This window comes from Mesorhizobium sp. M4B.F.Ca.ET.143.01.1.1, assembly GCF_004792275.1.
GTDB classification, from domain to species: Bacteria; Pseudomonadota; Alphaproteobacteria; order Rhizobiales; family Rhizobiaceae; genus Mesorhizobium; species Mesorhizobium abyssinicae.
Genome location: NZ_SRSR01000016.1, coordinates 106,812 through 131,456, shown reverse-complemented (window position 1 = coordinate 131,456; position 24,645 = coordinate 106,812). Strand labels below are relative to the sequence as shown.

Below are 24,645 nucleotides of genomic sequence, written 5' to 3'. Positions count from 1 at the left end.
CTTGGCATCGATCCCGTCGTGGACTAGCCTGAGGCCAGCGAAGGGAGAGCGAGATGACGTCGAGCGTCACCGTGCACCAGGCATCCGGCTACGAGCAGCTGATGGGTCGCTGGAGCCGCAGGCTGGCGCCCAAATTCATCGACTTCGCCGGACTGGCCGGCGGCGAAAAAATCCTCGACGTCGGCTGCGGCACCGGCAGCCTGACCTTCGAGCTGGCGAAATCCGCCGGCCTCGCCGAAATCCAGGCCATCGACTTCTCGCCCGTTTTCATCGAGGCGGCCAAGGCACGCAACACCGATCCGCGCATCACCTTCAGCCAAGCCGACGCCACCGCGCTGCCCTTCGCGGACGACGCGTTCGACCGCGCGCTGGCGCTGCTCTTGCTGCATTTCGTGCCGGAGGCCGGCAAGGCGGTGGCCGAGATGCGCCGCGTGACGCGGCCCGGCGGCGTGATCGCAGCGGTTGTGTGGGACCATCTCGGCGGCATGCCCGGCATGCGCATGATGATCGACACGGTTGCCGCGCTCAGCGAAAGCGGCCGCCAGATGCGCAGCCGCTATTGCTTCCAGCCGATGATGCAGCCGGGCGAGATGAAGCGCACCTTCGTCCAGCAGGGTCTGGCCGACGTCACCGAGACCGAGCTGATGATCCGCATGGACTATGCGGATTTCGACGACTACTGGGCGCCGATCGGCGCCGGCGAGGGGCCGCTCGGCAAATACATGTCCACGCTCGACGCCGCCGAGCGGACGCGCACCGAAGCCGCCGTCCGCGATGCCTACCAGGCCGGCCGGCCCGATGGCCCGCGCTCGTTCGCCAATGTCGCCTGGGCCTGCCGGGGCGTTGTTCGCTAGAGGCGTTTTCGCCTAATCCGATCAGCCTGACGACCTCGTCGTGGTTGGTCTCCGCGATCTTGCGCTCGCCCGCTGCACCCCGCGTCTCAGCACGGCGATGCCGTCCGAGACGGCGAAGATACGGCCCGGCGTAGATTGCAACCAACCAATGTGTCGAGCGCGCCGCTCTGACGCCGCTTGGCTTTCCGGAATCTCAAAAAAGACTATGACAGATAGCAATACTATGCTATGCGGCATAGCAATAATGCTATTTGACATAGCGAATGATGGCAAGGAGGAGCCACACAGTGCCGAGGGCGCGGTGTAATGGGATGAAGTCGGCCCGGTCTGGTGATGGAGCCAGGCATCCTCGATGCCGCCGCGCTCGTTAGCCACTGCACCAGGCCCATGAGCCTGCAAAGTACCAAAGACATTCTGTGCGCTTGAGGCGTTGCCGGGAACAGCCTCCGGCAAGATTCACGTGCTGCGGGCGTTGGCAGCGGGAGGACCAGATGCCCCGCGCGCAGCAGAGCAATTGCGAATGTTTGCAAGGGAGGATCAACGAGTGAACATCCAAAGCAGGAGCTTCATCGACGAGGCGCGCTGGACCGGCAAGGCATTTCTGGGTGGCTGGCGTGAGACGGCTGCCGGCGTCGCCGAGGTGCGCAATCCGGCGACCGCCATGTTGGTGGCCTCGGTGGGCATCGGCGGCGCGGCAGACATCGGGCAAGCCGCGGTTGGCGCCTATCTGGCGCAGCCCGCCTGGGCGGCGAAACTTCCCTCCGAGCGCGCGGCCATATTGAACAAGGCGGCCGATATCCTGGAAGCCAATGGCGAAGAGCTGGTCGGCTGGATAATGCGCGAATCCGGCTCCATCCGGGCGAAGGCGCAAATCGAGATCGATCACGGGGCGGCCTTCATCCGCCACGCCGCGGCTGCCGCTGTCGAGCCGAATGGCATCGCCCTTCCCACCATGGATGCCGGACGCCAGAACCATGCGCGGCGGGTGCCGCACGGCGTGGTCGGAATTATCTCGCCGTTCAATTTTCCACTTGTCCTCTCTGTCCGCGCGATTGCCGCCGCTTTGGCGACAGGCAACGCCGTCGTCCACAAACCGGACCCGCGCACGCCGATTTCCGGTGGCATCATCATTGCACGCCTGTTCGAGGAAGCGGGCCTGCCCGCAGGTGTCCTCCATGTCGTCCCCGGCGGAATTGACGCCGGCGAGGCCCTCTGCACGGATGCGAACATCGCGATGGTCTCGTTCACGGGGTCGGCGGCCGCCGGGAGCCGGGTCGGCGAGCTGGCCGGCAAGCATCTGAAGAAGGTTCAGCTCGAGCTCGGCGGCAAGAACGCCCTGATCATTCTCGATGATGCCGATCCGGACGTCGCGGCGTCGAATGCCGCCTGGGGCTGCTTCCTGCATCAGGGCCAGATCTGCATGTCGACCGGTCTCATCCTTGTCGACGAGAAGCATGCCGATGCGATTGCTTCGCGCCTTGCCGCCAGAGCCGGACACCTGGTTGCCGGCGATCCCTCGACCGATCAGGTGGCGCTTGGCCCCATCATTTCCGATGCCCAGGTCGACAGAATCCAGGGCATCGTCGACGATGCCGTCGCCAAGGGCGCAAAGCTGCTCGCCGGAGGCAAGGCAAGCGGCCGCTTCTATCCGGCAACGGTTCTGTTCGGCATTGAGCGAGGCATGCGTGCGTTCGAGGAAGAGATCTTCGGGCCCGTCGCCTGCATTGCCCCGTTCCGCGACGAAGAGGCAGCGATCGCTCTCGTCAACAGCTCCGAATATGGCCTCGCCGCCGGCGTCATTTCGGCTTCCGTCGACCGCGCCCGGTCGGTTGGCGAAAGACTGGAGGTCGGCCATCTGCACATCAACGATCAGACCGTCAACGCCGGGCCGCACGCACCTTTCGGCGGCCGGCGGCGCTCGGGCAATGGCAGCCGCGTCTCAGGGCCGGCGATCTGGGAGGAATTCACGCAGTGGATGTGGATTTCCGTCAAGGAACAAGCAACGCCCTATCCATTTTGACCAATCCACGAAAGATCGAACCATGAATCTCTCCAGCAAGCTTCTGGTCGTCACGGGCGCGTCTTCGGGGATCGGAGCCGAGGTCGCCCGTCTCGCCCGCTTCCATGGCGCCAGGGTAATCGGCATCGACCGCAATGATCCCACGGTTAGCCTCGATGGCTTCGTGAAGGCCGATCTCTCGAAGCCGGAAACGATCGACGAGGCCGTTTCGTCCTTGCCCGCGCAATTCGATGGGCTTGTCAACGCGGCAGGCGTGCCGGGCACCGCTGACAAGGATACGGTCGCCCGCGTCAACTATCTCGGCCTGCGTCACCTGACCGAGACAGTGGTCGGCAGGCTTTCGCCGGGCGCGGCAATCGTCAACTTCGCCTCGATTTTGGGCGCCGCATGGCCGGAACGCCTCGCCCGCCACAAGGACCTGGCAACGACCGCGACCTTCCAATCCGGTCATGATTGGTTGGCTGCGAACCCGGTTTCGCAAGACACCTGCTATCAATATTTCAAGGAAGCGCTGATCGTCTGGACGTTCATGCGGGCGCAGCAGCTCTTCCTCTCGCGTGACATCCGCATGAATTCCGTTGCGCCCGGCCCGGTCTTTACGCCAATCCTCGGCGACTTCATCGCGATGCTTGGTCAGGATCGGGTCGAGGCTGACAGCGGCAGAATGAAGCGCCCTGCCTTTGCAGACGAGATCGCCCCGGCTGTCGTCTTCCTGTGCTCGGACGCGGCGCGCTGGATCAATGGCGTCAACCTGCCGATCGACGGTGGCCTGGCCTCCACCTATCTCTGAGGCGGCGCGCGTTCAACCGCACGCCGGGCCGCGCCAGCTATGCCGCCATCTGGTCGATCATCAAACGCGCCGAGCCGCTGAGGAGGGGGCTGGTGTTCGAGGTGGACACGACGCGGGCGGTTGAGTTCGAGGCGATTGTGGGGTGGCTGCGGGGGGGTGATGGGTAGGGACCGACCGTCATATTCCCATCTTATGTCGGCCGCAGCGCTACGACATTCTGCCTTCAGGCGTGGGAGGCGGCTGTGAGCTTGGCGCAGTGATCGAGGAAATCGTAGGTTGCCAAATGGGGCGCCGCAGGAGATGAAACTGGGCACCGCCATATTATTTTGGTGCCTGTCGTTTCTCAAGCTTGCCACTGCATGCACGTTCGGCCGCGGCACAAATGTCGGCGCGCTAGTCGCCGGCCGATTTGCGGGCGGCGGCACATTCGAACCGGAGGCTCAAATGTCAGTCCAGGAAAAACCTTCCCCCGCGGTCCCCGCACATCCTGAGGAAATCAAGTCGGTTTTCGATCTGCGTTTGGGTAAGCATGTTGTCTTGCAAGGCAGTGCCAGGATAACACCGGCAGGTGTGATCAGCGCCGGGATCGCGGTCGCCGTTATGACGCTTGCGCTGGGTTACCTTGCTTCGTCGGGAAGGCGTCGCAGGCAATAGGGGGCATGCCCGTTGGCGCACCCGACAGGATTCGAACCTGTGACCTCTGCCTTCGGAGGGCAGCGCTCTATCCAGCTGAGCTACGGGTGCTTCCCGGCAAAACGAACCGGCCGGTGAACCGGCCAGCCACGGCTTCTTAGCGGAAGCAGGCGAAGGCTTCAACGGGCAATTGGGATGGCAAGGCATTTGACGCCACAGGAGCGGTTAGGCTTCCCGAGGGCGTATGTGACGGCCAAGGCTGCGCCCCAGTTAAACTTGCCTCTGCGTCGCGAGCAAATTTGCCGCCACACTCCTCACCCCGCAGCCTCGCTCCTAGCCACCCGCCGCCGCACCCCCCTTGTCGCCCGCTTCACCTTCTTCGCCCCGGTCAGCTCGTGCATGGCATCCAGCTGCATCTGCTGCATTTCGGCCAGCCGCTGCCATTGGCGCGAGATCAGATAGTCGAGCTTTTCGTGCAGGTGCCGCACTTCGAGCTCGGCCTTGAGGTTCACCCGGTAGTCGTTGAAGGAGCGCAGCCGATCTTTTGCTTCCTGCCGCTTCTGGCTCATCATGATCACCGGCGCCTGGATGGCGGCGATGCAGGACAGCATCAGGTTGAGCAGGATGAACGGGTAGGGGTCGAAGGCGCCCGCCATGCCCTCGAAAAGGTTGATGCCGATCCAGATCAACAGCACGCCGGCGAACGAGATCAGGAACCACCAGCTGCCGCCGAACTCGGCCATATTGTCGGAGACGCGGTCGGCGAACGAGCGGTGCTCCTCGAATTCCTCTTCCGAGTTCTCCGAGATCGTGTCTTGCCTGGCGATCGATTCGACCACCTGGCGGTCGAGCTCGGAGAATTCGCCGTGCTCCTGCTGCAGCAATTCCTCCATGTAGCGCATGCGGTAGCGGGCGAGCTCCTCGCGGCTGATGCGGGCGCCGCGCGGCAGGTCGGGATGGTCGGCGCGGATGCGGTCGGAAAGGCTCGGCCGCAAATCGTCGATGCGCACCAGGTCGCGCTTGCGGAATTTCCGGCCGCTGATCGCCGACGGCTTTTTCTTCGGTTTGACCCGCGACGCGGCAGGCCCGGGCAGGGCCGGTTCGGAATCCGGCACCTCCGGCGCTTCGAGGATCTCGTCGTCCGCCGTCTCGTGCAGGTCTTCCGGCAAGGTGGAGGCCTCGAGATATTCGCCGGCCGAGTGGGTTTCGTCGTCTTCCGTCTTCTGCGCCTTCGGGTCGCCGGCCATGGTCAGTGCTCCTGTTCTCGGCTTTTGGCTACGATACGCCAAGCCGGCGCGGCATATCCATCGCGACTGTGAATGTGGTGTGACCGAACAAGTTGTTGTGATGGGCGGGCGGCGCAAGCTGAGATCGGTGGTGATCCTTCGCGCCCCCCTCTGTCCTGCCGGACATCTCCCCCACGAGGGGGGAGATTGGCAGCTTCGGCGCCACGCTTTGACGTTGGCGATTGGCGAAAGCCGCGGTGAAATCTGATCTCCCCCCTCGTGGGGGAGATGGCCGGCAGGCCAGAGGGGGGCGCCTCGGGCCGGCGTTGCAAAGCTTCTACGGTTCCGGCAAACCGGGAAGCGCCGACCCCGTCGGCTGCTGGCCGGCATACATCAGCCTTGTCTTGGCATCCGCCGCCATCGGCGAAAGGCTGCGCTGGATCAGCGCCTCGACATGGTCGTTGCGCTGGCGCGCGCTCTCGGCGCCCATCACCACCACGATCAGCTGGCGGCCGTCGGCATTGTAGGAAGTGACGATGTTGTAGCCGGAGGCCCTGATATAGCCGGTCTTGATGCCGTCGACGCCGCGCACCCGGCCGAGCATGTCGTTGTGGCCGCGCACCAGCCGGCCGCGGAACATGAAGTCGCTCTCGGAGAAATAGTGGAAATGCTGCGGGAAGCGGTGCTCGAGCGCCATGCCCAGCACCGCCATGTCGCGCGCCGTCGTCATCTGGCTGTCGTCAGGCAAGCCGGACGCGTTGCGGAAGCTGGTGCTGGTCATGCCGAGGCTTCGCGCCTTGGCGGTCATCATGGCGGCGAACTGGTCTTGCGAGCCGCCGAGATATTCGCCGACCGCCACCGCCACGTCATTGGCCGACTTGACCACGATCGCCCGGATGGCGGAATCGACGTCGATCGTCTCGCCGCGCCGGAAGCGCAGCTTGGTCGGCGGCTGCCTGGCGGCATTGTCCGAAACCGGGATCTGCGTCTCCTTGGCTATGCGGCCGCTCTCCAGCGCCTCGAACAGCAGATAGAGCGTCATCATCTTGGTCAGCGAGGCGGGGTAGCGCTGCGCCGTCGAATTGACCTCGAACAGCTGCTTGCCGCTGCGGGCATCGACGACGATCGCCGCATAGCGCTGCGGCTGCGCCGGCACCGCCAATACACTATCGGGCGGCTCGACGGTGGTGCAGCCGGCGACCATCGCCAGCAGCGCGAACGCCATCATGATCTTCTGGAGGAGCGGGAAAGTGTCGGACAGGCGCAAGTCGGATCCGGCTGTTGCTGAGAGGGCCGGACCCTAGCCTAAGCCAATTGCTGCGTCCAACTGGTTAACGGGGGGATCAAGGTGTCTCAACAGCTTAGGCGGGCGACAGGCTCTGAACGACACCAACGCCGGCGCTGCCCCTCACCTGCCTGCCGGCACCCTCTCCCCGTATAGTGACGGGGAGAGGGGCGCTCTCATCGCCGCTTTCGCCAATCACCAACGTTGCGAGAAAGGCGCCAACGCTGCGGCCAGCCCCTTTCTCCCCGTCACTATACGGGGAGAAATGCCCGGCAGGGCAATGAGGGGCGGCGCCGACTTCGGCAAATTGGCGATTCCTGCGCGAGCGGCGCTATATCTTGCAGCTCGTAGCTATCACTTCGTCGGGCGACACCTCCCACACCCCACCGCCCCGAAAACGCCGGCTTCCTGTCCTGTTTTCCCGGCGGGGCCGCGCTGCTACCATGCGTGCGGCATTGGTTTGGGGGATCGACATGACAGGTGACATCGGCGCGGCTGCGCCTTCTCTTATCCGGGCTTCGCTCAGCCGCACCGGCAAATGGGCGGGCAGCGTCGCGTTCGTCAGCGGCGCGGTATCGGACGTGCTCAACCCGCTGGGGCCGTTCGCCGCCTATATCGCACTGGTTGCCGCGATCGCCGCCGCGATCATCGCCATCGCCATCGTGCTCAGGCTGGTGCTGGCGACCAAAGCGATGCCGGCGCTGATCTTCGCCACCAGTGCGGCGGCGATCGCCGGCGGCGTCTACGCGGTGCAGCAGGAGACGAATTCGCAAAACGGCATCATCGCCGGCCTGGTGCCGGCGGTGGCCGAATTGCAGCAGTCGCTGGGCATCGTCTCCGCAAAGGTGGCCAAGATCGAAAAGACCGTCACCGAGACGCAAAAGACGGTCGAGGAGGTCAAGAAATCGACCGACACGGTGGCGCAGAAGACCGAGGAGATCGCCGCCGCCGAAAAGCAGCAGACCGAGCAGGGCGCCGAGACCCAGAAGACGGTCGAAGCGGTCAAGCAGTCGACCGACACGGTGGCGCAAAAGACGGAGGAGATCGCCTCGGCCCAGAAGCAGCAGACCGAACAAGGCACGCAGACGCAGAAAGCCGTCGAGGCGGTCAAGCAGACCACCGACACGCTGGCCGCCGGCCAGCAGCAGGCAGCCGCGCAGGCCGACAAGCTGCAGGCGACGACCGAGCAGATCGCAGCCTCCATCGACACCATCGCCAAGGGCTTTGCCGCGCTCGCCGCGCAGGGCGGCGCGATCGCCGATCCCAAGCGTCCCGACGAGTACTACCACAATGCCCGTGTCTACGAATTGTCGGGCGACATGCTGAACGCCAGGCGATCCTATCTCGCCTTCGCCAACTTCGATGTCGACGCCGTCGATCCCTACACGCGCTTCGCCACGCTGCTCCGGGTCCAGGACGGCAAGGCCGGCGCCCGCGAGGTGTTCGGCCAGCTTGCCGACAAGGCCAAGGCGCCGGCGATCAAGCTCGTTCATCTCGAACAGTTCGACGATGCCCAGCGCCTCGACAAGCTGAACGCCTTCATAGCGGCCCATCCCGACTATGCGCCGGCCTATTTCCTCCTGGCGCAGGAGTTTTCCGAGGATCGGCTCGGCAGCCAGTCGCTGTCCGACAAGCGCAGCGAGGCCGAGGCGCTGACCAAATTCGTGTCCTACGAGAAGGAAGGCGGGCTGCTCAAATATTTCGTCGACCAGACCCAACTGGCCGACTGGCTGGAGCGCAGCCGCAGCCGGCTGGTCGCGGTCGGCGACGTGCTCGACCCGCAGCGTTTCGCCCCGACGCTGACGCCGATGCGCTCCAATGCCGGCTGGACGATCACCATCTCGCTGCCGGAGGCGGCGACCGGCATTTCCTGGCGACTCGGCGAGAGCGGCCCGTTCACCGACACTGGCCTGATGGCGATGAACGACCAGCGGACCGGCAAGCCGATGCCCAATCCGAGCTTCGAACTGCCGGACAGCACCGCCGCCACTACGATCGGCATCAAATATCTCGACATCAGGGGCCGCGAGACCGGACCGTTCGACATCCGCTTCGATCCGGACTCGGCGCTGCAGCAAGGCGACAAGCAGATCCTCGACCAGTTCTGGACCTCGTGGATCGCCTTCGATTCCGGCGGCAACCACGGCCTGGTCTATTTCACCCAGATGCTGTCCTACCGCTGCGCCATCAAGGATGTTCACTATGGCCTGGACGGCGCCGCGCCCGACAAGGAGATCAAGATGCCGCCCTGCGACAAGAAGGATCCCTACGCCATACCTTACGACTACCAGCCCTATTTCAAGGTCGCCGACAGCGTGAAGTCGATGTCGGTGCAGGTCACCTATACGGATGGCACCAAGTCGCCGGTCAGGGAGTATAAAAGGCAGTAGGGGCGGCCCGTTTGTAGCGCTACCGCACCCTTTCCAACGCTGGCGCTGCCCCTCACCTGCCTGCCGGCATCCTCTCCCCGTATAGTGACGGGGAGAGGGGGCGCTCTCATCGCCCCTTTCGCCAATCAGCAACGCTGCAGGAGGGCACCGCCGCTGCGGCCAGCCCCTTTCTCCCCTTCACTATACGGGGAGAAATGCCCGGCAGGGCAATGAGGGGCGGCGTCGACTTCCATTCTGATGCAAAATGCCGCCTGTAGCGCTTGCGCATCGGGCACCGTGCGGGCTTTGCTGGCGCCAAAGATTCGCGAGGGTGACAGGCATGGATACGGTCACGATCAAGGCAAGGGGCATCTCGGTCTCGCTCGACCTTGCGGTCGGCCACATCGCCGACATGACGGTCGAGGCCGACGGCCGCCGCCTGCAGCCGCTGCATCGCGCGCCCTGGGTCGGCGCGCCGCGCGAGAGCCTGCCGCAAGACCTGCCCGAGGGCACGGTGCGTCTCTCCGGCGATTTCCTCTGCGCGCCGTTTTCGCGCGCCGATGTCGAGGAGGCGCCGCTGCATGGCTGGCCGGCGAACAGCGCCTGGGACCTGGTTGAAGATAGCGCCATCGCCGACGGCTGGCGCGCCGTCTTCCGGCTGCGTCGCAAGGTCATGGGCGCTGCCGTCGACAAGGTGCTGACGCTGCGCGACAACCACCCCTTCCTCTATCAGGAGCATGTCTTTTCCGGCGGCGCTGGCGCCATTTCCGTCGCCCACCATCCAATGACGGTGATGCAGGGCGGCGGGTCCCTCGCCTTCTCGCCGAAGCGCTATGCGGCGACGCCGGCCGACCCGCTGGAGCCCGATCCTTCGCGCGGCCGTTTCCTGCTCGCCTACCCCGCCCGCTCGGCCGATCTGACCCGGTTTCCCACGGCAGCCGGCGGCACGACAAACCTTGCCGACTACCGCATGGAGGACCGGCGGGAGGATTTCCTGACGCTGGTCGAGGCCGATCATGGCGGGCCGGGCTGGACCGCGCTCACCCGCCATGCCGAGCGGGACCTGGTGCTGGTGCTGAAGAACCCGGCCGAACTGCCCGTCACCATGCTGTGGTTCAGCAATGGCGGCCGCGACTACGCGCCGTGGAGCGGCCGCCACCTCGGCGTGCTCGGCATCGAGGACGGCCGCGCCGCGGTCGGCCATGCCGCCTCGCTCGGCGACAACTGGCTGAAGCGCGAAGGCGTCGCCACCGCCTTTGCGCTTGCCGAAGGCCGCAGCGTCTCCTTCCGCCATGTCATCGGCGCCGTGCCTTTCGCCGGCGGCGAGCCGCCGCGCGACATCGAGGCCGCGCGCGACCACATGCGCATAACCGGCGCCGACGGCATGGTTCGGGAGATCGCTTTCGACGGCGATTTCCTGCGCATCGGCCGCTCCGTTCCGGCCTGAACGCCGGGCATCCCGCGCGGGTTTGAAATTTCCGCCGACTGCCGCCAAGATGCGGCCGAAAATCGCTACCGGAAAGGCGCCGATGTCCGAGATCGCCCATATCACAGCCGCCATCTTCAAGCGCGCCGGCAAGGCCAAGCGCTTCGTCGTCGCCATCGCCGGCCCGCCCGGCGCCGGCAAGTCGACGCTGTCCGGCAGACTGCATGAACTGCTGCCGGAAGGCGCTTCCGAAGTGGTGCCGATGGACGGCTTCCACTTTGACGACATCGTGCTCAACCGCCGCGGTCTGCGCGCGCGCAAGGGCGCGCCGGAAACCTTCGATTTCGCCGGCTTCGAGACGCTGCTGAAGCGCATCCGCTCGGGCGAGCCCGACATTGCCATTCCGGTATTCGACCGCGGCATGGAACTGTCGCGCGCCGCGGCCGAGATCATCGGCGCCGACACCAAGTTCATCCTGGTCGAGGGCAATTATCTGCTGCTCGACGAGGAGCCGTGGTCGCGGCTGGCGCCTCTGTTCGATTTCACCATCTTCGTCGACGTGCCGCGGGGCGAGCTCGAGCGCCGCCTGATGGAGCGCTGGCGCGGCCATGGCCGCTCCGACGAGGACGCCCGCGCCTGGATCGCCTCCAACGACATGCCCAACATCGATCGCGTGCTGGCGCGGCGGCGGGTCGCCGATCTCGTCATCGGCGAACCGGGCTAAGGCGAACTCGTTCAATTTGCAGCAATTTCCGAGCGGAACCTTAAGACTTTCCGGTCGTTATGCCGACATCCTGATTGTGTCGTTTGAAGGACTCGTCCGATGGCTACCAGCACAAGAAAACCCGTCAAGGGCAAGGCAGCTCCGCGCAAGGCCACCCAAGCGAAAAACGGCGCCGGCCCGGCAATAGCCGAGCGCTCGAAGGACGCCAAGCCAGCCTTCGGCAAGGCGGCGCCCAAAAAGGTGGTGCCGGGCGCGGTGCACAAGGCCGCCGTGAAGGCGCCGAAGTCGCACAAGCCGGCGGCAGCCAAGGCAGGCCCGATCCGCACCGTGGCAAGCATTGCAACGGGCGCGGTGGCCGCCACAGCGCGGCTCGCGGCTTCGGTGATTGGCAGAGGCGGCGCGAAAGCCAAGGCGAAGTAGGGTCGGCCTTTCAGCCCCTGGCGGGGATGGTGAGCCCTCTCTGCACCGCCGGCCGCGCCAGCCCGCGCTCCAGCCATGCCGCCACGAGCGGAAAATCGTCGAGTTCGCGCGCCTCGTAGAAGCCGATCAAATTGCGCACCCAGCCGAGCATCGAGATGTCGGCGATGGTGTAGTCTTCATCCATGATCCAGCTGCGGCCCTTGAGCCTGGTTTCGAGCACGCCGATCAGCCGCCGCGACTCGTCGCGATAGCGCTCCAGCGGCCGCTTGTCGGCGATCTCGCGCCCGGCGAATTTGTTGAAAAAGCCGACCTGGCCGAAGATCGGGCCGATCGCGGCCATCTGGAAGAACACCCACTGGATCGTCTCGTAGCGACGGATCGGATCGGCGGGGATCAGCTTGCCGGTCTTGTCAGTGAGATAAAGCAGGATGGCGCCGGATTCGAACAGGCCGATCGGCTTGCCGCCGGGGCCGTTCGGATCGATTATCGCCGGGATCTTGCCATTGGGGTTGAGCGACAGGAATTCCGGCGTCCAGCTTTCGTTCTTGCCGATGTTGACCGCATGCGGCTCGTAGGCAAGACCAAGCTCCTCCAGCGTGATCGACACCTTCACCCCGTTCGGCGTCGGGAAGGAATAGAGCTGGATGCGATCGGGGTGGGCGGCCGGCCAGCGCGTGGCGATTGGAAAGGCGGACAGGTCGGTCATCGAAGGCTCCTGGGCGGGGACTGGGCGCCGAACGGCGGTCGTGGCGGGTCGCCATGAGTTAGGCGCGCGGCCCGCCGCGATCAATATGCAAGCGAGGGTTCCGGACCGTCGATGGAAATGACCCTGGCGGAAATAGAGGCCGTCAGACCGCCTTGAAGGCCAGCACCGCATTGGTGCCGCCAAAGGCGAAACCGTTGCTGATCGCGGCGCGCACCGTGCGTTCGCGCGCGACATTCGGCGTCACGTCGAGATCGCAATCCGGGTCGGCCTCGCGGAAGTTCGCCGTCGGCGGCACGATGCCGTCGCGGATCGCCATCACGCAGGCGATCATCTCCAGCCCGCCCGAGGCGCCGAGGCAGTGCGCATGCATCGACTTGGTCGAGGATATGGAAAGCGCGCGCGCGTGCTCGCCGAAGACGCGCTTGATTGCCGCTGTCTCGATCTGGTCGTTGGCCTTGGTGCCGGTGCCGTGCGCGTTGAGATAGTCGATGTCCTCGGGATTGAGGCCGGCGTCGGCGAGGCAGAAGCGCATTGCCGCCTCCGGCCCCTCGACGGTCGGCGCGACGATGTCGGAGGCGTCGGCGGAGAGGCCGGCGCCGGCGACCTCGGCGAGGATTGTGGCGCCGCGCGCCATGGCGTGGTCGTAGCTTTCCAGCACCGCCATGCCGGCGCCTTCGCCGAGCACCAGGCCCTGGCGGTCGGCCGAGAACGGCCGGCAGGTTTCGGGCGACAGCACGCGCAGCGCCTCCCAGCCCTTCAGCACGCCCCAGACCAGCGGCGCGTCGGTGCCGCCGGCGACCATGACGTCGGCGCGGCCGAGCCGGATCTGGTCGACAGCCGTGGCGATCGCGTGGTTGGCCGACGAGCAGGCCGAGGTGACGCCGAAGACCGGCCCGCGCAGCCCGAGATTCATGCTGACCTGGCCCGAGGCGGCGCCCGGCATCACCTTCGGTACGGTGAAGATGCCGGCGCGGTTCTTCTTATCGATCAGGATGGCGCGGTAGTTTTCCTCGATCGCCTCGAAGCCGCAGACGCCGACGCCGACGATCGTGCCCATCCGGTAGGTATTGTCCGCATGCGTCGCCAGTCCGGACTGCTGCATGGCTTCGCGTGCCGCGATCACCGCCAGCAGGCTGAAGCGATCCATCGACACCAGCTGCTTGCGGTCGATGCCGTGCTCGGGCAACTCCTTGATCTCGCAGCCGATCTTGACCTTCAGATCGTGCAGCAGCGGATTGTCGATCGGGCCGATCGCCGAGCGGCCGGCGCGCATTTCGCTCCAGATGGCGGTGGCATCGGTGCCAAGCCCGCAGAGTCCGCCGATGCCGGTAATGACGACGCGTTTCAGCATGCGGTCAGGCTTTTTTCGCGATCAGCGCGCGAACCGCCTCGACCATGTCGCCGACATTCTTCAGATTGCTCCAGGCATCGACCGTGTTCATCTCGATCTCGATGCCATACTCTTCCTCGAGATCGAAGATGATCTCGGTCAGTTCCAGCGAATGGATGCCCAGCGCGGTCAATTCGGTGCTGGTGGTGATCTCTTCGCCGCCGGGCTCGGCATGAGCCTTGATCTTCGCGATGATGTCCGTCGCCAGCTGATCAGCCATTCGGTCTCTTCCCCACTTTGTCGTTTCCCGACGCCAATCGATCAGCGCCCCTTTTATCCCCGGATTCGCATCGTCGTCGTCGCTTCATGCTCCGTCAGACGTTGCATGACCGTTCCAAGGTGGCTCCCTCTATAGAAACCGAAACGCTGTCAAGCAACAAGCTATATATCGACAAAGCCGCCGGAGTGCTTAACGTTGGCGGCATGGACATGATGGCAACTCTCTCGACTTCCGCGCCGACTGCACAGCGTGTTGCCGGGCGAGCCAGGCTTTTCTGCGGCAGGAAGGACGGCCGCACGCGGCTCGAGCGTCTTTACCAGGACGGCTCGGCCAAGATCCGCATGCCGGCCGTCTCGGTCGACCCGCTTGAAGCCGTGCTGATCAACACCGCCGGCGGCCTGACTGGCGGCGACCGCCTTGCCTGGCAGGTCGACGTCGGCGCCGGTGCCTCTGCCTCGATCACCACCCAGGCCTGCGAGAAGGTCTATCGCGCTGCCTCCGACCGCGCCGAAATGCGGGTCGAGCTGAATGTCGGCGCAGGCGGCAGCCTCGCCTGGCTGCCGCAGGAAACCATCGTCTTCGACCGGGCGGCTTTCGCCCGCAGCCTCGATGTCGAGCTTGCCGCCGGCGCCGAGGCGCTGTTGCTGGAGGCCACCGTGTTCGGCCGCCTGGCCATGGGCGAAAGGACGACGGAAGGCAGCTTCCATGACCGCTGGCGTGTCCGCCAGGAGGGCGCTCTCGTCCACGCCGAGGATTTCCGCATAGGGCCGGACATAGCGGCCGCGCTCGGCCGCCCGGCCGTCGCCGGCGGCGCCGCCGCGGTCGCGACACTGCTGATGGTCTCGCCGCGGGCGGAGGCCTTTCTCGATCCGGCGCGCGCCATCATCGGCGATGCGGGCGGCGCCAGCGTCTGGACCGTCAACCAATCTGGCAAGCTTCTTGCGAGGCTGTTCGCCGAGGACGGCTACCGGCTCCGCAAGCGGCTGGTTCCGCTTGTCGAATTGCTCAACGGACGGGCCGGCCTGCCCAAATTATGGTCACTCTGAAGCTGAATACGCCAATCCGGGAAGACGCATGAACCTGACGCCGAGGGAAAAGGACAAGCTGCTCATCGCCATGGCGGCGATCGTGGCGCGCAAGCGGCTGGAGCGCGGCGTCAAGCTCAACCACCCGGAGGCGATCGCTTTAATCACCGACTTCGTCGTTGAAGGCGCCCGCGACGGCCGCCCGGTCGCTGAGCTGATGGAGGCCGGCGCCCATGTCGTCACCCGCGCGCAGGTGATGGATGGCATCGCCGAGATGATCCACGACGTGCAGGTGGAGGCGACGTTTCCCGACGGCACCAAGCTGGTGACCGTGCACGAGCCGATACGCTGAGGAGGAAAAGATGCTGGAGCTGCGCCCCAACTGCGAATGCTGCGACAAGGACCTGCCGCCGGAGGCGACGGATGCATTGATCTGCACCTTCGAATGCACCTTCTGCGCCGATTGCGCTGGAAACGTGCTCGGCGGCGTCTGCCCGAACTGCGGCGGCAATTTTACGGCGCGGCCGATCCGGCCGGCGGCCATGCTGAAGAAATACCCGGCTTCCACCAAACGCGTGCTCAAGGCCGAGGGTTGCGGCCCTCGCGTGGCCGCCTGACCGTCCCCAGAGAAGGCATAAGAGAAGGCAAATCGATGATCTCAGCTTCGACGAAACGCACCACGCTGACCGCCGTCATGCTGCTGGCAGCGGCGATGCCCGCCTATGCCCATGTCGGCGTCGGCACGACCTCGTCCTTCACCGCCGGCTTCATGCATCCGCTGTCCGGCCTCGACCACATGACCGCGATGGTCGCGGTCGGGCTCTGGGCGGCGCTCAAGGGTGGCAAGGCGATATGGGCATGGCCGCTGGCCTTCGTCGGCGTCATGCTGGCGGGCGGCGCGCTCGGCATGCTGCATGTGCCGGTACCCTTCGTCGAGCCGGGCATTCTTGCCTCTGTCGTGGCGCTTGGCCTGCTGGTGGCACTTGCGGTTGACCTGCCTGTCTCGGCCGGTGTCGCAATCATCGGCCTGTTCGCGCTGTTCCATGGTCACGCCCATGGCACGGAAGTGCCCGAAAACGCCGGCGGGCTGGAATACATCGCAGGTTTTGCCGTCGCCACCGCGCTGCTCCACGCCACCGGCATTGCCGCCGCGCTTGGGTTTGGCATGCGCTTCCGCGGCCTTGCCCGCGCCGCTGGTGCCGCTTGCGCGGCCGTCGGCGTCGGCCTCGTCTTCGGCGTGCTGTGAGGCTGGCAATGATCCCCGGCGAAGTCATCACCGCCAAAGGCGATATTGAGCTCAACAAAGGCCTGCCGACGCTGACGCTGAAAGTCGCCAACAGCGGCGACCGGCCGATCCAGGTCGGCAGCCACTATCATTTCTTCGAGACCAATGAAGGGCTGAAATTCGACCGCGAGGCCGCCAGGGGCATGCGCCTCGATATCGCCGCCGGCACGGCGATCCGCTTCGAGCCGGGGCAGGAGCGCGACGTCACGCTGGTGCCGCTCGGGGGAAAACGCGAAGTCTACGGTTTTCAGCAGAAGGTGATGGGCAAGCTGTGAGGCCGATAGCGCCTGGAGCTGTCGGCCCGTCCCGCGCTTCCGGCTCAGCCTGGCGGCTTGGCAGCCGCATAAATGACGACCTTACCCGGATCGTCGAAGGCGACGGCGACGACATCCTCTGCCTGCACGCGCCGCGAATCGATGGCGTTGAACAGCAGCGCGTTGGCTTCGATCTCCTTGCGCAGCTCCGCGATGTCGTCCCGGTGTTGCTCGATCTTGCTCTCGATCGCCGGCGGCGGTCCGCCTTCGCTGCGCGCGGCGTCGGTGAGGAACACGATGTCGACCTTGTCGAGCTTGGAAGTTTTGCGCACCGCGCCGATGTTCTCGCGCGTCCGGTCGATCGCGCTGGCGACCTTGCCTGCCTCGGCGGTGGTCTTGGTCTCTTCCTGCTCGACGTCGGAGCCGACGATGCGGTCGACCGTCTCCTTGTTTTCGAGCCCTTGCGCGTTCAGTCCGGCAAGGGGCGCGGCCGCCAGCAACAGCGCCATGGCGGCGGCGCTTTTCAGCCTCGTAACGGAGAAGGAGTTGATCGCCATGGCTCGCTCCTGAGGGGGGTCGCTTCCGGACGCGGTCCAGCGCGACAGGGACGAAACGGCTTGCGTCTTGCTATGGTTCCTTCTTCTTCGCCGTGGGCGGACCGGGTGCCGGTCCGCCGCGGCCGGTCGTCAGCTCGCCTTCTTGGTGATCAGGGTCAGCGCGCCGCCGGTGTTCATGCTGGCGGCGACCACTTGCGCCGAGGTGAGCCCCTTGGCTTCCAGCGCCGACTTCACCTTGGGCGTCGCGTCGATAGAGCTGCGCAGTTTCTGCAGCCCGGCCTCGCCGCGCTCGGCGATCACCTGGTTGACCTGCGTCTGGGTGTCCTTGGGCAGCTCGGTGATGTCGACGATGTTGACGCTCTGGATCGTCGGCACGGCCGGCTGCGCGCCGGGCGCCGCGGGAGCGGTCGGCGCGGGCTGCTGCTGCTGGGCAGGCTGCTGCTGGGCGCTGGCGGCGCTCGCCAGCATCGCGGCAGCGGCGGCCGCCAGAAGTGTCGTTTTGCGCATGGATTTTCCTTCCATCGATTTGGCAAACGGTCGTTTCGGGGTGACTCGCCCACCTCAACCGCGAAATGGGAACACAAGGTGTCGCCCAGCGGGTCATTGCGTGACCATAGGATGGCGCCAATGTGGAGCCCGGCTTCGATCGGGCCGCTTTTCGGGAGCAAGTGCTGATGGCTAGAATTACCCGCGCCGCCTATGCGCAGATGTACGGCCCGACGGTCGGCGACAAGGTGCGGCTTGCCGACACCGAGCTCATCATCGAAGTCGAGAAGGATCTAACGCTCCACGGCGAGGAGGTGAAATTCGGCGGCGGCAAGGTGATCCGCGACGGCATGGGCCAGAGCCAGGTGTCGCGCGCCCAAGGCGCCGTCGACACCGTCATCACCAACGCCCTGGTGATCGATGCAAGCGCCGGCATCTTCAAGGCCGATATCGGCCTCAAAGACGGCCGCATCGCCGCCATCGGCAAGGCCGGCAATCCGGACATGCAGGACGGCGTGACCATCATCATCGGCCCCGGCACCGAGATCATCGCCGGCGAGGGCAAGATCATCACCGCCGGCGGCTTCGACGCGCATATCCACTTCATTTGCCCGCAGCAGATCGAGGAAGCGCTGATGAGCGGCGTCACCACCATGCTCGGCGGCGGCACCGGCCCGGCACATGGCACACTCGCCACCACCTGCACGCCGGGCCCTTGGCACATGGCGCGCATGATCCAGTCCTTCGACGCCTTTCCGATGAACATCGGCCTCTCCGGTAAGGGCAATGCCTCGCTGCCGGCGGGGCTGGAAGAAATGGTGCTGGCCGGCGCCTGCTCGCTGAAGCTGCACGAGGACTGGGGCACGACGCCGGCCGCCATCGACTGCTGCCTGTCGGTCGCCGACGCCCATGACGTGCAAGTGATGATCCACACCGACACGCTGAACGAGTCCGGCTTCGTCGAGAACACGGTGGCGACGATCAAGGGCCGCACAATCCATGCCTTCCACACCGAGGGCGCCGGCGGCGGCCATGCGCCCGACATCATCAAGGTCTGCGGCCTGCCCAACGTCATCCCGTCCTCGACCAATCCGACAAGGCCCTACACGGTCAACACGCTGGCCGAGCATCTCGACATGCTGATGGTCTGCCACCATCTGTCGCCGTCGATCCCGGAGGACATCGCCTTCGCCGAAAGCCGCATCCGCAAGGAAACCATCGCGGCCGAAGATATCTTGCACGACATCGGCGCCTTCTCGATCATCTCGTCGGACAGCCAGGCCATGGGGCGCGTCGGCGAGGTGGCGATCCGCTGCTGGCAGACGGCCGACAAGATGAAGCGCCAGCGCGGTTCGCTGCCTGAGGAGACCGGCGACAACGACAATTTCCGCGTCCGCCGCTACATCGCCAAATACACCATCAACCCGGCCATCGCGCACGGCCTGTCGAGGGAGATCGGCTCGGTGGCGGTCGGAAAGCGCGCCGACCTGGTGCTGTGGAACCCGGCCTTCTTCGGCGTCAAGCCGGAGATGGTGCTGGTCGGCGGCTCGATCGCCGCCGCCCCGATGGGCGATCCCAACGCCTCGATCCCGACGCCGCAGCCGATGCACTACCGGCCGATGTTCGGCGCCTACGGCAAGGCGCTGACCAACTCCTCGGTGACGTTCGTGTCGAAGGCGGCGCTCGACGCCGGCCTGCAGGAGAAGCTCGGCGTCGACAAGGCGATGGTCGCCGTCGAGAACACGCGCGGCGGCATCGGCAAGCATTCGATGGTGCTTAACGACGCCACGCCACACGTCGAGGTCGATCCGGAAACCTACGAAGTGCGCGCCGACGGCGAGTTGCTGACCTGCGAGCCGGCGACCGTGCTGCCGATGGCGCAGCGGTATTTTCTGTTTTGAAAAGATCAGCGCTTCTTGGCAATCGCCAAACCCGCAAATCCCTCGTGCTAGCCTTTGTTGTCCTCGGCTGTCTGGGCGGTTGCGGATATCTGAAAGAGCCGGTGGCCTTCCGCGCCGAATATGCGACTTTGAAATTGGAAGCAGAGCGCAAGTTTCCGACAGGTTCAAACGCGGCAGCCTTCGAAACATGGTTTGCCGGCAAATCGGCTTTTAGGCTGGCGAGCAATCCACCGGTTCTGCGACAATCCAAAGCTGGAGGTCAATGCGAGGTGCGCACCATGTGGCTTCGACGCGTCGAGGGTTGCATTAACATCATGGCTGCCAACTATTGCGTGGATGAAAAGGGCAAGATCGCTGAGATGACCTTTTCTCACTCCGGCTACTGCTAGCAACAAAGTCCGTTGCGGCTCTTAAAGGTACGCCGCAATATGCGGCTCACGACAAGTGGCAACGTGATCAGGCATGCCCACCGAAATAGCCTCCCCGCACGACGTCTTCCCGCATATCCGCATCGTCATGGGCATGGTGATCGGCCTTGGCGTGACCCGGCTTCTGTCGGGAGTTGCCCGCCTCGTCCAGCATCCCGGGCAGTACCGGCTCTATCCGGTGCATCTGGCCTGGGTCGGCTCCATGCTATTGCTGCTGGTGCATTTCTGGTGGTGGGAGTTCGGCCTGTACGCGCTGGAGACCTGGACCTTTGGCAAATATCTTTTCATCATCTTCTATGCCGTCACACTGTTCCTGCTCTGCGCGCTGCTGTTTCCGGATTCGATGCTCGATTACACCAGCTACGAGGACTATTTCTATTCGCGCCGCGCCTGGTTCTTCGGCCTGCTGGGCACCACCTATCTGCTCGACGTGATCGACACGCTGCTCAAGGGGGAGGAGCATTTCGCCCGCTACGGCCACGAATATCTGATCCGCACACCGGTCTTCGTCGGGCTCTGCATCGCTGCCATCATGGTGCGCGACCGCCGCTTCCACATCGCCTTCGTCGCCGTCACGCTGATCTATCAGGTATCGTTCATCCTGCGGCTCTTCGACACCATCGTCTGAGCGCCATTGGGCGGATGGACTGGATGAGCTACGCTTCGTTGGAAAGGCAGGTTTAGAGCCATGTACAAGGCCGTCGGATCGCGCGGGTCCCGGGTCAGCCGCGTCCTGTGGATGCTCGAGGAGCTCGGGCAGCCCTATGAATTCGTCGAGGTCAAGCTGCGCTCGCCCGAAGCTTACGCGCTCAACCCCTCCGGCAAGGTGCCGATCCTGATCGACGGCGATCTGAAGGTCACCGATTCCGCGGCGATCTGCGTCTATCTTGCCGAAAAGCATGCCGACAAAGGCATGGGCGCCAATCCGGGTCTCGCCGGCCGCGCCGAGATGGATTCCTGGATGCATTTCGCCCAGTCGGAATTCGAGGCGCCGCTGTGGAACAAGCTGCGCCACCGCTTCATTCTGCCGAAGGAAGTCCGCGTCGATGTCGGCCCCGCCGCCGCCCACGATTTCGCCGCGGAGGTCAAGGCGCTCGATCGTCGGCTCGGCGACAAGCCTTTCGCGCTCGGCGACCGATTTTCCGCGGTCGATGTGCTGCTTGGCGATATGGGTGGCTGGGCTCGCGCCGGGCGGTTTCCGATCGAGTCCGAACGCGTCAATGCTTATTTCGAGCGCGTGCTGTCGCGTCCCGCCCGCGCGCGGGCGCAAGCTAATGGCGGAGCCATGAGATGAAACTGAACATCAACACCGACTTCACCAAATTCCCGCGCGCGATCTCCGTTCTCGCCGCGGACAAGGCCGGAGCGACCGTCCCTTACGCTAGGGCAGTGCTTGCCCATGACGAGCGGCATCTGCGCCGCCGCGCCATCGAGACCGAGACCGGCGACAAGGTGCTGGTCGACCTGCCCGAGCCGGTGGCTCTCGACAATGGCGACCGGCTGGTGCTGGAGGACGGCCGCCAGCTCGAGATCGTCGCAGCACCCGAGGACGTCTACGATATCCGCGCCCGCGATGCCGTGCACCTCACCGAGCTCGCCTGGCATATCGGCAACCGCCATCTCGCGGCGGCGATCGAGGCCGACCGCATCCTCATCCTGCGTGATCATGTCATCAAGGCGATGCTGGAGGGATTGGGCGCCACGGTCAGCGAGGTCCGCGAACCGTTCAAGCCGGTGCGCGGCGCCTATTCCGGCCATGGCGGCCACGATCACGGCCATAGCCATGCGCACAGCCACGCCGAAGCGCATGCCCATGCGCATGGCGGCGAGCATTCCCACAGCCATTCGCACAGTCATTCCCATTCGCATGATGACCACCACCACCATGACTGAGCAGCCATCCGGCATCGCCCTGCTGCGCCTGATGGCGTGGCTGTCGCCGGCCTTTCCGGTCGGCGGTTTCTCCTACAGCCACGGCCTCGAACGCGCGGTGCAGGACGGTCTTGTGGCCGACAGGCAAAGCCTCGCCGCCTGGCTGGAGACGCTGGTCGAGATGGGCTCGGGCTGGAACGACGCCGTGCTGTTTGCCGAGAGCTGGCGCCGCGCCAGCGAGCTCGGCGATCTCGGCGAGATCGCGGCCGTCGCCGAAGCATTGGCAGGCTCGCGCGAGCGCCATGCCGAGACCATGCTGCAGGGCGCGGCCTTCCTCAAGGCAGCCTCGGCCTGGCCCAGTCCTGTGCTGGGGCGCCTGCCGGCCGATTGCCCTTACTGCGTCGCTGTCGGCGCCGTTGCCGGCGGCAACGGCATTGGCCTGACGGACGCGCTCTCCGCCTTCCTGCAGGCCTTCTTCTCCAACCTCGTCCAGGTGGCGATCCGGCTCGGCGTCGTCGGCCAGGTCGACGCTACGGCATCGTTAGCCGGCTTCGAGCCGCTGGCGCTGGCGACGGCCGCCCGCGCCGCCACTTCTTCGCTCGACGATCTCGGCGGCTGCGCCTTCGTCTCCGACGTCATGGCAATGCGGCACGAAACCCAGTACTCCCGGTTGTTCCGCTCATGATCGTGCTCGCCTTCGCGCTCTCGCTCGTCCTGCTCCTCATCACCGCGCTGCATGTCTATTGGGGCATCGGCGGCATCTGGCCGGGCACCGATGCCAAGTCATGCGCCCGAGCCGTCGTCGGCTTCCGCGGCGTCGACGAGATGCCGTCGCCTGGCGCCAGCTTTGCCGTCGCCGCCTGCCTTGGCCTGGCGACGCTGTGGCCACTGGCGCTCGAGGGCGTCTTTGCCTCGCCCTTTCCCAAGCCTGGCCTGGCCGCCACTTCGCTGCTCATCGCGCTGGTCTTCCTCGGGCGCGGCACTGCCGGCTTCACACCATGGTGGCGCCGGCTGGCGCCCGAACAGCCTTTCGCACGGCTCGACCAGCGCCTCTATTCGCCGCTCTGCCTGCTGATCGGAGCAGGCTTCGCAATCCTCGCCATCACGGAGTTTTCCGCATGACCCAGGCCAATGGCCCCCTTCGCATCGGCATCGGCGGTCCCGTCGGCTCCGGCAAGACGACGCTCACCGAAAAGCTTTGCAAGGCGCTGCGCGACGACTTCTCCATCGCCGTCATCACCAACGACATCTACACCAGGGAAGACGCCATGATGCTGGCCCGCCTGCAGGCGCTGCCGGAGGAGCGCATCGTCGGCGTCGAGACGGGGGGGTGCCCACACACCGCCATCCGCGAGGACGCCTCGATCAATCTGCAGGCGATCGCCGAACTGAACCGCAAATTTCCGGACCTCGACGTCATCTTCATCGAATCCGGCGGCGACAATCTTGCCGCCACCTTCTCGCCCGACCTCGCCGACCTCACGCTCTATGTCATCTCGGTCTGCCAGGGCGAGGAGATCCCGAGGAAGGGCGGGCCGGCCATCACCCGCTCCGATTTCCTCGTCATCAACAAGAGCGATCTGGCGCCCTATGTGAACGTCAACCTCGAAATCATGGAGAGCGACGCCGCCCGCATGCGCGGCAAGCGGCCGTTCGGCTTCACCGACCTGTCGCGCGGCAAGGGCCTCAAGGAGGTGATCGAGTTCATCGTCGAGCATGGCGGGTTGCAGTCGGCGCGCCCGGCCGCCTGACCCACGAGTTTGCCGTTGCTGGCTGGCCTTCAGCGCGGCATTGTCGCCAAAACCGGAGGATTTTCGATGAGCATCGCCCGCCTGCAGAAGGAACCGCTGAGCAACCTGCCCTTCTACGAGGAGCGCGTCGACCTCGCCTGCGCCTTCCGCTGGACGGCACGGCTCAACATGCATGAGGCGGTGGCCAATCATTTCTCGCTGGCCGTCAACGACGACGGCACCAGATTCCTGATGAACCCCAACCAGGTGCATTTCTCGCGCATCAAGGCGAGCGACCTGCTGCTGATCGACGCCAACGATCCCGCCACGCTCTCCGGCCCCAATGCGCCGGACCCGACGGCCTGGGGCCTGCATGGCGCCATCCATCGCAACGTGCCGCATGCGCGCTGCGTCATGCATGTGCACTCGATTCACGCCACCGTGCTCGCCTCGCTGGCCGACTCTCGCCTGCCGCCGATCGACCAGAACTCGGCCACCTTCTTCAACCGTCATGTCGTCGACGCCCATTATGGCGGGCTGGCCTTCGAGGAGGAGGGCGAGCGCTGCTCGCAGCTTCTGACCGATCCCAAGGTGAAGGTCATGGTCATGGGCAATCATGGCGTGCTGGTCATCGGCGACACTGCCGCCGACACCTTCAACCGCATGTTCTATTTCGAGCGCGCCGCCGAGACATACATCAAGGCGCTATGGACCGGCCGTCCGCTGCGCACCCTGTCCGACGCCATCGCCGAAAAGACCGCGGCTGAAGCCAACAACTATCCGGGCCAGGCCGAACGCCATCTCGCCGAGCTGAAGGCGATCCTCGACGAGCAGGAACCGGCCTACCGGAACTGAGGCCTCTTCCTTCTCCCCGTCACGCATACGCCATGCACACATCTTCTGTGACTGGCGTGACTGATCAGGCCGAGGCTTGATCGCCACGTGGTTCCCCCAATCCGTCGCTGCTTCGCAGCGCCACCTTTCCCCCTCCGGAGGGAAAGGAAGGGAGCGTTGACGGCAAAAAGCTTGGTGCCTTTCCTCTAC

Annotated in this window: 29 protein-coding genes and 1 tRNA gene; 22 read left to right on the top strand and 8 right to left on the bottom strand. The window is 65.3% G+C overall.

The window, feature by feature from the left end:
• The first annotated feature begins 53 nt into the window (after positions 1-53).
• The 4 genes from EN786_RS29245 (at position 54) to EN786_RS38800 (ending at position 4,318) form a co-directional block, all read left to right on the top strand.
• Positions 54-854 carry a class I SAM-dependent methyltransferase gene (locus tag EN786_RS29245; RefSeq protein WP_127310360.1) on the top strand — a complete coding sequence of 267 codons (801 nt, stop codon included), beginning with the start codon at positions 54-56 and terminating at the stop codon, positions 852-854.
• A 544-nt stretch (positions 855-1,398) separates the two neighbouring features.
• Entirely contained in the window at positions 1,399-2,874 is a 1,476-nt protein-coding gene (locus tag EN786_RS29240) for a benzaldehyde dehydrogenase (RefSeq protein ID WP_210214063.1), read from the top strand.
• Between the two features lie 22 nt (positions 2,875-2,896).
• Positions 2,897-3,664, top strand: a complete 768-nt coding sequence (locus tag EN786_RS29235) for a coniferyl-alcohol dehydrogenase (RefSeq protein ID WP_127282640.1) — start codon at positions 2,897-2,899, stop codon at positions 3,662-3,664.
• Between the two features lie 300 nt (positions 3,665-3,964).
• Positions 3,965-4,318, top strand: coding sequence for a hypothetical protein (locus EN786_RS38800; RefSeq protein WP_245478277.1), 354 nt, complete (start codon positions 3,965-3,967; stop codon positions 4,316-4,318).
• A 13-nt stretch (positions 4,319-4,331) separates the two neighbouring features.
• Here the strand turns inward: EN786_RS38800 and EN786_RS29225 are convergent.
• The 3 genes from EN786_RS29225 to EN786_RS29210 form a co-directional block, all read right to left on the bottom strand.
• Positions 4,332-4,408: transfer RNA gene (locus EN786_RS29225), tRNA-Arg, on the bottom strand.
• 203 nt (positions 4,409-4,611) lie between these two features.
• The gene (locus EN786_RS29220) at positions 4,612-5,544 is read right to left on the bottom strand and encodes a DUF1003 domain-containing protein (RefSeq protein ID WP_127282639.1); all 933 of its coding nucleotides are present in this window, start codon (positions 5,542-5,544) and stop codon (positions 4,612-4,614) included.
• A 316-nt stretch (positions 5,545-5,860) separates the two neighbouring features.
• The gene (locus EN786_RS29210; RefSeq protein WP_245478278.1) at positions 5,861-6,784 is read right to left on the bottom strand and encodes a D-alanyl-D-alanine carboxypeptidase family protein; all 924 of its coding nucleotides are present in this window, start codon (positions 6,782-6,784) and stop codon (positions 5,861-5,863) included.
• A 497-nt stretch (positions 6,785-7,281) separates the two neighbouring features.
• Between EN786_RS29210 and EN786_RS29200 the strand changes: the two genes are divergently transcribed.
• The 4 genes from EN786_RS29200 (at position 7,282) to EN786_RS29180 (ending at position 11,747) form a co-directional block, all read left to right on the top strand.
• Positions 7,282-9,198 (top strand): methyl-accepting chemotaxis protein, encoded by a 1,917-nt coding sequence (locus EN786_RS29200; protein WP_135909170.1) that lies wholly within the window; start codon positions 7,282-7,284, stop codon positions 9,196-9,198.
• Between the two features lie 319 nt (positions 9,199-9,517).
• Positions 9,518-10,624, top strand: a complete 1,107-nt coding sequence (locus tag EN786_RS29190; RefSeq protein ID WP_127282637.1) for a hypothetical protein — start codon at positions 9,518-9,520, stop codon at positions 10,622-10,624.
• Between the two features lie 82 nt (positions 10,625-10,706).
• Positions 10,707-11,327: a nucleoside triphosphate hydrolase gene (locus tag EN786_RS29185; RefSeq protein ID WP_127282636.1), complete on the top strand. Its 621-nt coding sequence runs from the start codon at positions 10,707-10,709 to the stop codon at positions 11,325-11,327.
• 99 nt (positions 11,328-11,426) lie between these two features.
• Complete coding sequence (locus tag EN786_RS29180; RefSeq protein ID WP_127282635.1) at positions 11,427-11,747, top strand: hypothetical protein; 321 nt, start codon at positions 11,427-11,429, stop codon at positions 11,745-11,747.
• Between the two features lie 10 nt (positions 11,748-11,757).
• Here EN786_RS29180 and EN786_RS29175 read toward each other — a convergent pair whose 3' ends face one another.
• The 3 genes from EN786_RS29175 to EN786_RS29165 form a co-directional block, all read right to left on the bottom strand.
• Positions 11,758-12,453, bottom strand: a complete 696-nt coding sequence (locus EN786_RS29175) for a glutathione S-transferase N-terminal domain-containing protein (RefSeq protein ID WP_135909168.1) — start codon at positions 12,451-12,453, stop codon at positions 11,758-11,760.
• 142 nt (positions 12,454-12,595) lie between these two features.
• Positions 12,596-13,804, bottom strand: a complete 1,209-nt coding sequence (locus EN786_RS29170) for a beta-ketoacyl-[acyl-carrier-protein] synthase family protein (RefSeq protein WP_127310192.1) — start codon at positions 13,802-13,804, stop codon at positions 12,596-12,598.
• A 4-nt stretch (positions 13,805-13,808) separates the two neighbouring features.
• Positions 13,809-14,063, bottom strand: a complete 255-nt coding sequence (locus EN786_RS29165) for an acyl carrier protein (RefSeq protein WP_127282632.1) — start codon at positions 14,061-14,063, stop codon at positions 13,809-13,811.
• Between the two features lie 209 nt (positions 14,064-14,272).
• Here EN786_RS29165 and EN786_RS29160 point away from each other — a divergent pair, with 209 nt between their 5' ends.
• Genes EN786_RS29160 through EN786_RS29140 form a run of 5 tightly spaced genes read left to right on the top strand, consistent with a single transcriptional unit; the run spans position 14,273 to position 16,648 of the window.
• The gene (locus EN786_RS29160) at positions 14,273-15,109 is read left to right on the top strand and encodes an urease accessory protein UreD (RefSeq protein ID WP_127310193.1); all 837 of its coding nucleotides are present in this window, start codon (positions 14,273-14,275) and stop codon (positions 15,107-15,109) included.
• Between the two features lie 28 nt (positions 15,110-15,137).
• Positions 15,138-15,440 (top strand): urease subunit gamma, encoded by a 303-nt coding sequence (locus tag EN786_RS29155; RefSeq protein WP_095805092.1) that lies wholly within the window; start codon positions 15,138-15,140, stop codon positions 15,438-15,440.
• A gap of 10 nt (positions 15,441-15,450) precedes the next feature.
• Positions 15,451-15,705: a DUF1272 domain-containing protein gene (locus tag EN786_RS29150; protein WP_127310194.1), complete on the top strand. Its 255-nt coding sequence runs from the start codon at positions 15,451-15,453 to the stop codon at positions 15,703-15,705.
• A gap of 35 nt (positions 15,706-15,740) precedes the next feature.
• A complete protein-coding gene (locus tag EN786_RS29145) occupies positions 15,741-16,334 on the top strand; it encodes a HupE/UreJ family protein (RefSeq protein WP_127310195.1) in 594 nt (197 codons plus the stop codon).
• Positions 16,335-16,342: 8 nt separating this feature from the next.
• Positions 16,343-16,648, top strand: a complete 306-nt coding sequence (locus tag EN786_RS29140; RefSeq protein ID WP_126057054.1) for an urease subunit beta — start codon at positions 16,343-16,345, stop codon at positions 16,646-16,648.
• A 44-nt stretch (positions 16,649-16,692) separates the two neighbouring features.
• Here EN786_RS29140 and EN786_RS29135 read toward each other — a convergent pair whose 3' ends face one another.
• Both EN786_RS29135 and EN786_RS29130 read right to left on the bottom strand, forming a co-directional pair.
• Positions 16,693-17,184, bottom strand: coding sequence for a hypothetical protein (locus tag EN786_RS29135; protein WP_127310196.1), 492 nt, complete (start codon positions 17,182-17,184; stop codon positions 16,693-16,695).
• 129 nt (positions 17,185-17,313) lie between these two features.
• Positions 17,314-17,691 carry a hypothetical protein gene (locus EN786_RS29130; RefSeq protein WP_127282627.1) on the bottom strand — a complete coding sequence of 126 codons (378 nt, stop codon included), beginning with the start codon at positions 17,689-17,691 and terminating at the stop codon, positions 17,314-17,316.
• Between the two features lie 164 nt (positions 17,692-17,855).
• On the opposite strand from EN786_RS29130, the gene ureC reads away from it, so the two are divergent.
• The 9 genes from ureC (at position 17,856) to EN786_RS29085 (ending at position 24,456) form a co-directional block, all read left to right on the top strand.
• Entirely contained in the window at positions 17,856-19,571 is a 1,716-nt protein-coding gene (ureC, locus tag EN786_RS29125) for an urease subunit alpha (RefSeq protein WP_189340477.1), read from the top strand.
• A gap of 44 nt (positions 19,572-19,615) precedes the next feature.
• On the top strand, positions 19,616-19,960 hold the full coding sequence (locus EN786_RS29120; RefSeq protein ID WP_127310198.1) for a hypothetical protein: 345 nt from the start codon (positions 19,616-19,618) through the stop codon (positions 19,958-19,960).
• Between the two features lie 73 nt (positions 19,961-20,033).
• Positions 20,034-20,627, top strand: a complete 594-nt coding sequence (locus EN786_RS29115) for a hypothetical protein (protein ID WP_127310199.1) — start codon at positions 20,034-20,036, stop codon at positions 20,625-20,627.
• A gap of 60 nt (positions 20,628-20,687) precedes the next feature.
• Complete coding sequence (locus EN786_RS29110; protein ID WP_127282625.1) at positions 20,688-21,293, top strand: glutathione S-transferase family protein; 606 nt, start codon at positions 20,688-20,690, stop codon at positions 21,291-21,293.
• Positions 21,290-21,892, top strand: coding sequence for an urease accessory protein UreE (gene ureE, locus EN786_RS29105; RefSeq protein WP_127310200.1), 603 nt, complete (start codon positions 21,290-21,292; stop codon positions 21,890-21,892). The genes EN786_RS29110 and ureE overlap by 4 nt, the downstream gene beginning before the upstream one ends.
• Positions 21,885-22,556 (top strand): urease accessory protein UreF, encoded by a 672-nt coding sequence (locus EN786_RS29100; RefSeq protein WP_189340475.1) that lies wholly within the window; start codon positions 21,885-21,887, stop codon positions 22,554-22,556. The genes ureE and EN786_RS29100 overlap by 8 nt, the downstream gene beginning before the upstream one ends.
• Positions 22,553-22,993: a DUF3995 domain-containing protein gene (locus EN786_RS29095; RefSeq protein WP_127282623.1), complete on the top strand. Its 441-nt coding sequence runs from the start codon at positions 22,553-22,555 to the stop codon at positions 22,991-22,993. Before EN786_RS29100 ends, EN786_RS29095 begins: the two co-directional genes overlap by 4 nt.
• On the top strand, positions 22,990-23,622 hold the full coding sequence (gene ureG / locus EN786_RS29090; protein ID WP_127310201.1) for an urease accessory protein UreG: 633 nt from the start codon (positions 22,990-22,992) through the stop codon (positions 23,620-23,622). Before EN786_RS29095 ends, ureG begins: the two co-directional genes overlap by 4 nt.
• A gap of 66 nt (positions 23,623-23,688) precedes the next feature.
• Complete coding sequence (locus tag EN786_RS29085; RefSeq protein WP_127310202.1) at positions 23,689-24,456, top strand: class II aldolase and adducin N-terminal domain-containing protein; 768 nt, start codon at positions 23,689-23,691, stop codon at positions 24,454-24,456.
• Positions 24,457-24,645: the final 189 nt, after the last annotated feature.